Below are 11,939 nucleotides of genomic sequence, written 5' to 3' on the forward strand. Positions count from 1 at the left end.
ACTCCCACGTGGCCGCTGCCGAGCCTGTGAGGCTGCGACAAGGCCCGCAGGGCCTTCATCGCCCGGTCATGCGCAGCCAAGGCCTAGCCGCGCAGCACCCGCCACAGCAGCACCAGGTTGAGCAGCAGGGCGGCCAGGGCGAGTCCGCGCCAGACCTTCAGCGGCTCGCGCTCCAGCAGCGGTCGGGGCCGGCTGTGCAGGCTGCGGCGTTCGCCCTGTTCCAGCACCAGCAACCACTGCTCGGCGGTTTCGTAGCGCTGCTGCGGTTGGGCGCAGACTCCGCGCTCCAGGCTCTCCTCCAGCCATTGCGGCAGGTCCGGGCGGTAGCGTCCGGGGCTGGTCGGCAGGCCGAAGCGCGGACGCTGGAAGGCTTCGACCTCGCCGTGGGGATAGTGCCCGGTCAGCAGGAAGTACAGGCACACGCCGACGGCGTACAGGTCCTGCCCGGGGCCGGGAGGTTCGCCAGCGAAGGCTTCCGGGGCGATGAAACTCGGGGTGCCGGGCAGCAGGTGTTGCGGGTCCACCGTCAATCCGGGGCAGTAGGCCAGGCCGAAATCCAGGATGCGCAGTTCGCCATCCTCGCCCAGCAGCAGGTTCTCTGGCTTGAGGTCGCGGTGCACGATCTGCCGCCGATGCAGCAGGCCCACCGCCCGCAGCAGGCGTTCGGCCAGGGCCTGCCACTGGTCCAGGGGCAGGGGGCCGTGCTGTTGGAACAACTGCGCCAGGGTCCGTCCCGGGTATTCGCGCATCAGGTAGTACAGGTGCTGGCGCGAGCTGCCGCCATGTACTTGGGGAAAGTGCCGGCCGGCGACCCGGCGCAGCAGCCATTCTTCGGCCAGCAGTGCCTGGCAGGCCGGCAGGTCATCGTGCAGGGCGCCGGGCAGGGTCTTTAGCAGCCAGGCCTGATCTTGCTCGTCGCGCACCCGATACAGCAGCGACTGCCGGCTCTGGCCCAGCAGCGCCTCGACCTGCCAGCCCTCGAACATCTGGCCGGGCTTCAATGGCGGCGGCAGGGGCCATTGCCGCAGGTGCAGCAGGGCATCGCCGATGCTCTGTTCACCCAGGGCATCGACCCGTACCAGCAGGGCACTGGCGTTGTCCTGGCTGCCGGCCAGGTGAGCGGCGCTGACCAGGGTCCGGGTGGCGCTCTCCGGGTCTGGCTGGTCGCGCAGGATCGCTGCGATGGCGGTGTCGCCCAGGGTGGCCCAGACCCCGTCGCTGAGCAGCAGGAAACTTTCGCCCTGGCGCAGTTCCCCGTCGAGGAAGTCCAGTACCAGGTGCTGGTCCAGCCCCAGGGCGCGCTTGAGCACATGCTGCATGCCTGGCTGCTCCCAGACATGATCCTCGCTGATGCGCTGCAAGCGTTGCTGGTGCCAGCGGTAGACCCGGCAGTCGCCGACGTGGGCCAGGGTGAAGCGCCGCCCGCGCAACACCAGGGCGCTGAGGGTGGTGAGCAGCGGTTGGCCGCCACCATTGGCCTGCAGCCAGCGATTCTGCGCGTTCAGCAGGCGCTCCAGGGATTCGGCCACGCCCCAGGTTTCTGGTGTCGCATAGTAGTCCAGGGCCAGCGCCTGCAAGCTGGAACGGGCTGCCAGGCCACCATCGGCGCACTGGCTGACACCGTCGGCGATGGCGAACAGCAGGCCCTTGCTCGCGGCCAGGACCGGCTCCGGGGTCACTCGGCGCAGGGCATCCTGGTTCTCGGCCCGGGGGCCGGTGGCGCTGGCCTGGGCGTGGCTCAGTTGCAGGGCCATGCAGTGTCAGACCCGGGCCGCGGTCACGGCAGCCGAGCCCCAGGTGGTGCGCCAGCGACGCTTGACCCCATGCAGGCCGAACCAGGCCAGCAAGCCCAGGCTGGCGAACAACCACAGCGCCAACTGGTAGCTGCCGGTGCCTTGCTTGATCGCCCCCATGCCGGCCGCCAGGGCGAAACCGCCGATGCCGCCGGCCATGCCGATCAGCCCGGTCATCACGCCGATTTCCCGTCGGAAGCGTTGCGGCACCAGCTGGAACACCGCGCCATTGCCCGCTCCGAGGCCAAGCATGGTGCAGACGAACAGCGCCAGGGCGGCGTAGGAGCTGGGCAGGTTGAAACCCACCGCGGCGATGCAGGCCGCCGCCACGCTGTACATCGCCAGCAAGGTGCGGATGCCGCCGAAGCGGTCCGCCAGGGCCCCGCCCAGGGGGCGCATCAGGCTGCCGCCGAAGACGCAGGCCGCGGTGTAGTAGCCGGCCGTCACCGGGCTCAGCCCGTACTGGTCGTTGAAGTAGCCGGGCAGGGCGCTGGCCAGGCCGATGAAGCCGCCGAAAGTGACGCTGTAGAAGAACATGAACCACCAGCTGTCGCGGTCGCCCAGGGCCTTGAGGTAGTCCGCCATGGACTTGGCCCGGGGCCGTTCGGGGGCGTTTTGCGCGAGCCAGGCGAACAGCACCAGGGTCAGCAGCAGCGGGATCAGGGCGAAGCCGAACACATTGCTCCAGCCATAGGCCGCGGCCAGCGCCGGGGCCAGCAGCGCGGCGAACACCGTGCCGGAGTTGCCCGCGCCGGCGATACCCATGGCCTTGCCCTGGTGCTGCGGCGGATACCACTGCGAGGCCAGGGGCAGGGCCACCGCGAACGATGCGCCGGCCATACCCAGGAACACTCCCAGCAGCAGGGCCTGTTGGTAGCTGTGGACCCCCAGCGTCCAGGCGCCGAACAACGCGCCGATGACGATCACCTGGCCGATCAGGCCGGCGGTCTTGGGTGACAGGCGATCGGCCAGCAGGCCCATGGCGAAGCGCAGCACCGCGCCGGCGAGGATCGGCGTGGCCACCATCAGGCCGCGCTGTTGGGTGGTCAGTTGCAGGTCGCTGGCGATCTGCACCGCCAGGGGCCCCAGCAGGTACCAGACCATGAAACTCAGGTCGAAATAGAGAAAGGCCGCGAACAGGGTCGGGGCGTGGCCGGATTTCCAGAAGCTTGAATTCATCGCGCACCTCAGCTGACAGCAATCGTGGGAGTGGTCATGGGCCTTCAGGGGGTGCGCCACGCCGGCCGCACCACCAGCCCCGTGCAGTGGGGCCAGAACGAAAAGACGCCGGCACCCGGCTCGCGGTGGGCGAGCAGGGTGCGCGACGTCTTTGTCGTGGGTGGGGCAACCGCCGTTGGTTACCGATGCAGATCCGATAGCAAGAGCCGGGCCAGCCAGGCCCCGGTCAGCCCAGCAGTTCCTGCATGGCGATGATCTGCTCCGCCACCTGGATCAGCTTCTGCTGTCGGCTCATGGCCTGGCGGCGCATCAGGGTATAGGCCTGTTCCTCGTCGCAGGCCTTCATCTTCATCAGTAGCCCTTTGGCCAGCTCGATGCGCTTGCGCTCCGCCAGTTGCTGGTCCCGGGCCTGCAACTGGGCGCGCAGGGCCTGGTCGCTCTCGAAACGGGCCATGGCCACATCGAGGATCGGCTGCAGGCGCTGGACCTGGATGCCTTCGACGATGTAGGCGCTGACCCCGGACTTGATCGCCTGGCGCATCACCCCCGGGTCATGTTCGTCGGTGAACATCACGATGGGCCGGGGGCGGTCGCGGCTGACCAGCACCACTTGCTCCATGACGTCGCGCCCGGGCGACTCGGTATCGATCAGGATCACGTCCGGGCGCACCGTTTCGACGCGTCCGGGCAGGTCGATGGTCAGGCCTGACTCATCGATGACTTCGAACCCGGCTTCACTGAGCGCGGTCTTGAGTCGCCCGACTTTTTTCGCGGTGTCGTCGATCAACAGGATACGTAGCATCGTCACAGGCTCCGCTCAGCGTCGGGCCACGAGGGCCGGGGTTTCGCTCAGGGCATGCAGGCGGAAGCTGCGGGCGTAGGCGGCCGGCTGTGTGCCATCCCAGACCTTGCCATCGATCAGCTGGCTGCTGCGCATGTCTGGCCTGTTGGCCAGGCCAAGCTGTGCGGCGGCCTGGCGATACAGCTCCAGTTGCTGCACCCGGCGGGCCACGGCCAGGTAATCCGGGTCTTCGCGTAGCAGGCCCCAGCGGCGGAACTGGGTCATGAACCACATGCCGTCGGACAGGTAGGGCGGGTTCACCGCGCCCTGGTTGTAAAAGCTCAGGGCATGGGCGTCTTGCCAGCGATTGCCCAGTCCATCGGCATAGTCGCCCAGTAGCCGCGGCTCGATGCGGGCCAGCGAGGTATCGAGGTAGTCGCTGGCACTGAGCAGGCGCGCGGTGCTGCGACGGTTCTCCTGGCTTTGCTCGATGAAGCGGCTGGCCTCCAGAACGGCCATCACCAGGGCTCGGGCCGTGTTGGGGTACTGCTCGACAAAGGCTCGGGTACAGCCCAGGACCTTCTCCGGGTGGTCAGGCCAGATGGCCTGGCTGGTGGCCAGGGTGAACCCCAGGTCCTGTTGCGCGGCGCTGGCACTCCAGGGCTCGCCAACGCAGAAACCGTCTATTCGCCCGGCCTGCAGGTGGGCGACCATTTGCGGCGGCGGCACCACCACGCTGTCCACGTCCAGCAAGGGATGGATGCCCTGGCTGGCGAGCCAGTAATACAACCATAGGGCGTGGGTGCCGGTGGGAAAGGTCTGGGCGAAGGTCAGGCGCGCCCGGCTTTGGTGCACATGCTGCTCCAGTGCCTCAGGGCTGGTCACCTTGAGCGCTTGCAGGTTCCGGGACAGGTTGATGCTCTGGCCGTTGTGATTCAGGCCCATGAGCACTGCCATGTCGCAAGGGCCGGTGCCACCTATGCCCAGGTGCACTGAATAGATCAGTCCGTACAGGCTGTGGGCGGCGTCCAGTTCGCCGCTGACCAGTTTGTCCCGCAGGCCGGCCCAGGAGCCCTGGCGCTTGAGGTTCAGGGTCAGGCCGTAGGGCTGGGCGAAGCCCTGGGTGGCGGCAACCACCAGGGAGGCGCAGTCGGTCAGGGGCATGAAGCCCAGGTCCAGCTCGGGCTTTTCCGGGGCATCGCTGCCGTTGACCCAGGCCAATGGCGAGTGTGGGCGTTCGATCATGGGGGCACCCTGTGTGAAAAGCCTCTTGGCCATTCGCCCGGACGGGGTGGGAGAGGGCGCTGGCACTGTCCTTGGGCCCGGGCAAGCGTTGCCCCGGGCGGGTTGGAACAAGAGAGTGCAAGGCATATGCCATCGACAGGCGGATTTGCGTTGGTGCCTCGCGTGCAAGCCCCGGGCGCGGCTATAATCGGCGACCTATTTCGCCGCCAACCGAGTTCATCCCGCCCATGTATACCCTGGCCCGCCAGCTGCTGTTCAAACTCTCCCCGGAAACCTCCCACGATCTGTCCCTGGACCTGATCGGCGCGGGCGGGCGTTTGGGCCTCAACGGCCTATTGTGCAAGGCCCCGGCGCAGTTGCCGGTCAAGGTCATGGGGCTGGAGTTCGCCAATCCCGTGGGGCTGGCGGCCGGCCTGGACAAGAATGGCGCGGCCATCGACGGCTTCTCCCAATTGGGCTTCGGCTTCGTCGAGATCGGCACGGTCACGCCCCGTCCACAGCCCGGCAATCCGAAGCCACGGATCTTCCGCCTGCCCGAGGCGCAAGCCATCATCAACCGCATGGGGTTCAACAACCTCGGGGTGGACAATCTGCTGGCGCGGGTGGCGGCTGCCAAGTACAAGGGCGTGCTGGGCATCAACATCGGCAAGAACTTCGACACCCCGGTCGAGCGGGCGGTGGACGACTACCTGATCTGCCTGGACAAGGTCTATGCCCATGCCAGCTACGTCACCGTCAACGTCAGTTCGCCCAATACCCCTGGCCTGCGCAGCCTGCAGTTTGGCGAGTCGCTCAAGCAACTGCTGGCAGCCCTGAGCCGTCGCCAGCAGGAGCTGGCGGCAATCCATGGCAAGCGCGTGCCGTTGGCGATCAAGATCGCCCCGGACATGAGCGACGAAGAAACCGTGGAAGTGGCCCGGGCCCTGCTGGAGACGGGCATGGACGCGGTGATCGCCACCAACACCACCCTGGGGCGCGAAGGCGTCGAGGGCCTGGAACATGGCGCCGAAACCGGCGGCTTGTCCGGTGCGCCAGTGCGGGAGAAGAGCACCCACACCGTCAAGGTCCTGGCTGCGGAGCTCGCCGGTCGCCTGCCGATCATTGCCGTGGGCGGTATTACCGAAGGCAAGCACGCCGCGGAGAAGATCGCCGCAGGGGCAAGCCTTGTGCAGTTGTACTCGGGCTTCATCTACAAGGGCCCGGCGCTGATCCGCGAGTCGGTGGATGCCATTGCGGCCATGGGCTGAGGGTTGTTGCGGGTGAGGCGGCAATAAAAAGGGCTCCTCGAAGGAGCCCCTGGGCCGAAGCCCGCCGCCCGGATGGGGCGTGCGTGGTTAAATCGTTGTGCATTCAAGTTTTTCAGGTGTCGGAATGTACCCTGATCAGCCGACAGCGCGAAGTTCGTTGAGTCTGTGTATACCCGCAGTGCCTGTCATACCGTCCCAGTTGTCGCCGCGTCCTTCTCGCCAGCCATTGATCCAGGCTTGGCGTACCGACGGTAGAGTAAATGGGCAAAGCTCACGGGACTTGCCATTAACGCCATACTGATATCCGCGTAAAAACGCTCTTTCCAACGGATCACGCTTTAGTCTTCTCATAGGGTGTTTCCCTCACTTGTTGACTGTATATGTCCCGTCGACCTTCATAGAGGTCGGGCAGATCGGTTCTGCCGTTGGTGCTCGCTGCCGGCGTCACGAGCCTTGATGTTGACGCCGTTGCGGCGCCAACCTGTGTTGAGTTCTAACCAATAGGTCACAGCAAGTGAATGATCGTTTTGTCATAAGGACGTAACGATAATGCTATCCAGGCCATAAGCCTGGACGGTTTTTGTATCGTGTTTGTCAAGCAAAGCCCGCTGTGGCTAGCCTCGGACTAGATGATGAGGTTAATGCTTTAGTAAGAATGTCGAACGGTTGCACTCAACTACTATTCGACGAAGGGTAGACTTATGTCATTTTATTGCCCTGACTTTTTATCTGCCCCGGCCTCTAAGTTTTTTTGTCCTGCAAAAAATCATGCCAGCCGGGGTGGGGCGGCACAGTCTCGTGCCATGCGAGCGCTCTTGAAGAAAAGCGCTTGATTAAAAACCGAGCGGGCGATGCGTTGTCCGTTCACTTATTTGCCTAAGGCCCTGGTATTTCCATGTCGGATCGTTACGAACTCTTCCTCACCTGTCCCAAAGGCCTTGAAGGCCTGCTGATCGAGGAAGCCACCGGGCTTGGCCTTGAACAAGCGCGCGAACACACCTCCGCCGTGCGCGGCATGGGCGACATGGAGACAGCTTATCGCTTGTGCTTGTGGTCGCGCCTGGCCAACCGGGTCTTGCTGGTCCTCAAGCGCTTCCCGATGAAAAACGCCGATGACCTCTACCAGGGCGTGCTGGATGTCGATTGGCAGGACCACATGCTGGCCGACGGTACCCTTGCCGTGGAGTTCAGCGGCCACGGCTCGGGTATCGACAACACCCATTTCGGCGCCCTGAAGGTCAAGGACGCCATCGTCGACAAATTGCGCACGCCCACCGGTGAGCGTCCTTCGGTGGATAAGCTCAATCCGGACTTGCGTATCCACCTGCGCCTGGATCGTGGCGAAGCCATTCTCTCCCTGGACCTGTCCGGCCACAGCCTGCACCAGCGTGGCTACCGCCTGCAGCAAGGCGCCGCACCGCTCAAGGAAAACCTGGCCGCCGCGATCCTGATCCGTTCCGGTTGGCCGCGCATTGCCGCCGAGGGCGGGGCCCTGGCCGACCCGATGTGTGGCGTCGGTACCTTCCTGGTGGAGGCCGCGATGATCGCCGCCGACATCGCTCCCAACCTCAAGCGCGAGCAATGGGGATTCAGCGCCTGGCAGGGGCATGTGCCCGCGCTGTGGCGCAAGCTGCATGACGAAGCCCTGGCCCGGGCACAGGCCGGACTGTCACGGCCGCCGCTGTGGATCCGTGGTTATGAGGCCGACCCACGCCTGATCCAGCCGGGCCGCAACAACGTCGAGCGTGCCGGCCTGAGCGACTGGATCAAGATCTACCAGGGCGAAGTGGCGACTTTCGAGCCGCGTCCGGACCAGAACCAGAAAGGCCTGGTGATCTGCAACCCCCCCTATGGCGAGCGCCTGGGTGACGAGGCCAGCCTGTTGTACCTCTACCAGAACCTGGGCGAGCGCCTGCGCCAGGCTTGCCTGAACTGGGAGGCCGCGGTGTTCACCGGCGCCCCGGACCTGGGCAAGCGCATGGGCATCCGCAGCCACAAGCAGTACTCGTTCTGGAACGGCGCCTTGCCTTGCAAGCTGTTGCTGATCAAGGTGCTGCCCGACCAGTTCGTCACGGGCGAGCGTCGCAGCCCCGAGCAGCGCCAGTTGGAGCGCGAGCAGGCCCAGGCCGTGGCGGATGAGCCGCCAGTGCGCCAGTACAACAAGAACGGCAACCCGATCAAACCGGCTCCGGCTCCGGTAGTCGAGCAGGCCCGCCTGAGCGAAGGCGGGCAGATGTTCGCCAACCGCCTGCAGAAGAACCTCAAGCAGTTGGGCAAGTGGGCCAAGCGTGAGGGTATCGAATGCTATCGGGTCTACGACGCCGACATGCCCGAGTATTCCCTGGCCATCGACCTGTATCAGGACTGGGTGCACGTGCAGGAGTACGCCGCGCCCAAGTCGGTGGACCCGGAGAAGGCCCAGGCTCGCCTGTTCGATGCCCTGGCAGCGATTCCCCAGGCACTCAACGTCGACAAGAGCCGGGTGCTGATCAAGCGCCGCGAGCGCCAGAGCGGCACTCGCCAGTACGAGCGCCAGGGTGCCCAGGGGCAGTTCACCGAGGTCCGCGAAGGCGGGGTCAAGCTGCTGGTGAACCTTACCGACTACCTGGATACCGGGCTGTTCCTCGACCACCGGCCGATGCGCATGCGCATCCAGAAGGAGGCGGCCGGCAAGCGCTTCCTCAACCTGTTCTGCTACACCGCCACGGCCAGTGTGCACGCCGCCAAGGGCGGAGCGCGCAGCACCACCAGCGTCGACCTGTCGAAGACCTACCTGGACTGGGCGCGGCGCAACCTGTCGCTCAATGGTTTTTCCGACAAGAACCGCCTGGAGCAGGGCGATGTGATGGCCTGGCTGGACACCTGCCGCGATGAGTTCGACCTGATCTTCATCGACCCGCCGACCTTCTCCAACTCCAAGCGCATGGAAGGGGTGTTCGACGTACAGCGCGACCAGGTGCAGTTGCTCGACTTGGCCATGGCTCGCCTGGCACCTGGCGGCGTGCTGTATTTCTCCAACAACTTCCGCAAGTTCCAGCTGGATGAAAACCTGGCTGCGCGCTACCAGGTGGAGGAGATCACGGCGAGCACCATCGACCCGGATTTTGCCCGTAACGGCAAGATCCACCGTGCCTGGAAGATCACCACTCGCTGATGACAGGATAAGTCCCCCAGGGCCTGAATTTTCAGGCCCTGGAGTGGCTTGATACTGGTCAAATTAATGGCTAATGGCTATAACTCACAACACGTTCGAATGACACCCAAACTCGCTGGCGTGATGAGTTCTACTTATGCCGTTGCATGTGGTACGCCCGAAAATCCTGGGTTTCATCAGTGAAGAAGTATCCGCCTGGCTGGTGGCCCTTTTGGTGCTGCTGGCCGGTTGCATCCTGACCGGGCTGCTGGCCTGGTCCACCTACAACCTGAACAAGCAACAGCTGCGCCAGCGCTTCCAGTTGCTGGCCAGCGAGCGCTATAGCCGTATCGAAGAACGCTTTCAGGACCAGGAGCAGCGCCTGGACGGCTTGCGGCGGTTCTTCGTCAATTCCGATCAGGTCACGCGCCAGGATTTCGATGGTTACGCCAAGCCACTGTTGCGTCGTACCCAGGCCTACGCCTGGGCGCCGCTGGTCAGTCGGGCCCAGCGCCCGGCGTTCGAGCAGGCGGTACGGGAGCAGGGCGTGGCGGGGTTCAGCATTCTGCAATTGAATGCTGCCGGCGAGATGGAACCCGCTGGCGACCAGGATGACTATGCACCGGTGCTCTACAGCCAGACCCAGAGTCCAATGGGCTCGCCGCTGGGCTACGACCTGCTGGCCCAGTCCCTGCGTCGGGCGACGCTGGAGCGTGCGCGGGAACGGGACGGCATGGCCGTCTCGCCGCCGGTGCACCTGGTGGCGGTCGATCCGGCCTATGCCAGGGGTGTGGTGCTGGCAGCGCCAGTCAGGCGCGCGGCGAACAATGCAGGCACGTCGTCGCGCCCCGATGGTTTTGTGCTGGCGGTGATCAGCCTGCGGCAACTGGTGGCCGACGGCCTGCCGGTGCCGGCCAGTGACAACCTCTCGGTGCGTATCCTCGACCTGTCCATCGAGGGCCGGCACGAGGTGCTCTATGAGTCGAATAACCCGCCGATCGACAGCTACCTGACCGCTAGCCGGCTGCTGCGCCTGGCCGACCGTGACTACCAGGTGGATATCCGTCCCGGCGCGGCGTTCCTGCATGCCAATCATTTTTCCCTGGGCAGCCTGGTGATTCTAGGTGGCCTGCTCAGCGTGCTGCTCAGCGCCTTGCTCTATGTGCTGGTGAGCCAGCGGCAACGGGCCCTGACCCTGGTCGAACACCGCACGGCACAACTGCGCAGCCGCGAGCAGGAGTTGCGTGGCACCCATAGCCAGCTGCGCAGCGTGCTCAATGCCGCCACCCAAGTGGCGATCATCGCGACCGACCTGCGTGGAGTGATCACCACGTTCAACGCGGGCGCCGAGCACATGCTCGGCTACAGCAGCGCCGAAGTAGTGGGCCACCTGACCCTGGAAAGCCTGCACCTGCCCCAGGAGCTGGAGAGCTGGGCGCAAAGCCTGAGCCAGCGCTATGGCAAGCCCATCCCGGTGTCCCAGGCGATGCTGGTGGAGGAAGGCATGATGGCCGGGCACGAGGCCAGGGAGTGGACCCTGGTGCGCCGCGATGGCAGTCACTTGTCGGTGAACATGCTGGCCACCCCGGTGCTCGATGATCAGGGGTTGTGGATCGGCCACCTGGCGATTTGCATCGATATCACCGAGCGCAAGCGCGTGCACGAGGCCCTGGCGGCCCGGGATCGCCTGCTCAAGAGACTCAGCGCCCATGTTCCTGGCGGCATCTACCAGTTCAAGATGGATGCCGATGGGCACACCAGCTTCACCTACGCCAGCGACGGTATTCGTGAGATCTACGAGATCGATCCACAACAACTGCAGGAGGATGCGGCGTCGGTGTTCGAACGTATTCATCCGGAGGACGTGGAGCGAATCACGCAGTCGATCCGGGTCTCGGCGCAGAACCTGAGCCCTTGGCGCGAGGAGTACCGGGTCTGCCTGCCGGAGCGTGGCCTGCGCTGGATGCGCGGCGCGGCGAGCCCGGAGAGCTTGCCAGGTGGCGGCGTGCTATGGCACGGCTACATCTCGGATATCTCCGATCTCAAGCGGGTCGAGGAAGAATTGCGGGCGCTGTCGGTCACCGACTCCCTGACCGGTATTTACAACCGGCGGTATTTCCAGGAGCAGTTGCAGCACGAGATGCAGCGGCTGGAGCGCAGCGGTGGCGAGATGGCGGTGATCATGCTGGATATCGATCACTTCAAGCGCATCAACGACCAGTATGGCCATGCCGTGGGCGACCAGGTGCTGCGCAGTGTCTGCGAGCGCATCGGCCGGCGCCTGCGACGCACGGATGTGTTCTGCCGCCTTGGCGGCGAGGAGTTCATGCTCCTGTGCCCGGACACCAGTGGCCGCCAGGCACTGGTCCTGGCCGAGGAGCTGTGGCAGGGGCTGAGGGGCTTGCCGATCGATCCGGTAGGGACGGTCACAGCCAGTTTCGGCATTGCCAGCTGGCATGAAGGCGAGGGGGCGGATGGTTTGCTGCTGCGGGCTGACTCCGGCGTCTATGCCGCCAAGCAGGCTGGGCGCGACCGGGTCCAGCCAGAACTGCCTTGAACAG

The 11,939-nt window shown here is 65.2% G+C and carries 8 protein-coding genes; 3 read left to right on the forward strand and 5 right to left on the reverse strand.

The window, feature by feature from the left end; all coding sequences use genetic code 11:
- Positions 1-83: 83 nt before the first annotated feature.
- The 4 genes from ATY02_RS11065 to ATY02_RS11080 all read right to left on the reverse strand — a co-directional run bounded on the left by ATY02_RS11065 (position 84) and on the right by ATY02_RS11080 (position 4,998).
- On the reverse strand, positions 84-1,754 hold the full coding sequence (locus tag ATY02_RS11065; protein ID WP_068577261.1) for a bifunctional protein-serine/threonine kinase/phosphatase: 1,671 nt from the start codon (positions 1,752-1,754) through the stop codon (positions 84-86).
- A gap of 6 nt (positions 1,755-1,760) precedes the next feature.
- A complete protein-coding gene (locus ATY02_RS11070) occupies positions 1,761-2,972 on the reverse strand; it encodes a nitrate/nitrite transporter (protein ID WP_068577259.1) in 1,212 nt (403 codons plus the stop codon).
- Between the two features lie 226 nt (positions 2,973-3,198).
- Positions 3,199-3,774 (reverse strand): ANTAR domain-containing response regulator, encoded by a 576-nt coding sequence (locus tag ATY02_RS11075; RefSeq protein WP_068577257.1) that lies wholly within the window; start codon positions 3,772-3,774, stop codon positions 3,199-3,201.
- Between the two features lie 15 nt (positions 3,775-3,789).
- On the reverse strand, positions 3,790-4,998 hold the full coding sequence (locus ATY02_RS11080; RefSeq protein ID WP_068577255.1) for a CmpA/NrtA family ABC transporter substrate-binding protein: 1,209 nt from the start codon (positions 4,996-4,998) through the stop codon (positions 3,790-3,792).
- A gap of 227 nt (positions 4,999-5,225) precedes the next feature.
- On the opposite strand from ATY02_RS11080, the gene ATY02_RS11085 reads away from it, so the two are divergent.
- Positions 5,226-6,245: a quinone-dependent dihydroorotate dehydrogenase gene (locus tag ATY02_RS11085; RefSeq protein WP_068577253.1), complete on the forward strand. Its 1,020-nt coding sequence runs from the start codon at positions 5,226-5,228 to the stop codon at positions 6,243-6,245.
- Positions 6,246-6,380: 135 nt separating this feature from the next.
- On the opposite strand, the gene rmf is transcribed toward ATY02_RS11085, so the two are convergent.
- On the reverse strand, positions 6,381-6,596 hold the full coding sequence (rmf, locus tag ATY02_RS11090; RefSeq protein ID WP_016965693.1) for a ribosome modulation factor: 216 nt from the start codon (positions 6,594-6,596) through the stop codon (positions 6,381-6,383).
- A gap of 544 nt (positions 6,597-7,140) precedes the next feature.
- Between rmf and rlmKL the strand changes: the two genes are divergently transcribed.
- Complete coding sequence (rlmKL, locus tag ATY02_RS11095) at positions 7,141-9,399, forward strand: bifunctional 23S rRNA (guanine(2069)-N(7))-methyltransferase RlmK/23S rRNA (guanine(2445)-N(2))-methyltransferase RlmL (protein ID WP_068577251.1); 2,259 nt, start codon at positions 7,141-7,143, stop codon at positions 9,397-9,399.
- Positions 9,400-9,535: 136 nt separating this feature from the next.
- Positions 9,536-11,935 (forward strand): diguanylate cyclase, encoded by a 2,400-nt coding sequence (locus ATY02_RS11100; RefSeq protein ID WP_068577249.1) that lies wholly within the window; start codon positions 9,536-9,538, stop codon positions 11,933-11,935.
- Positions 11,936-11,939 lie beyond the last annotated feature (4 nt).

The organism is Pseudomonas sp. BIOMIG1BAC (genome assembly GCF_001705995.2).
In the GTDB taxonomy this organism is placed as follows: Bacteria; Pseudomonadota; Gammaproteobacteria; order Pseudomonadales; family Pseudomonadaceae; genus Aquipseudomonas; species Aquipseudomonas sessilinigenes.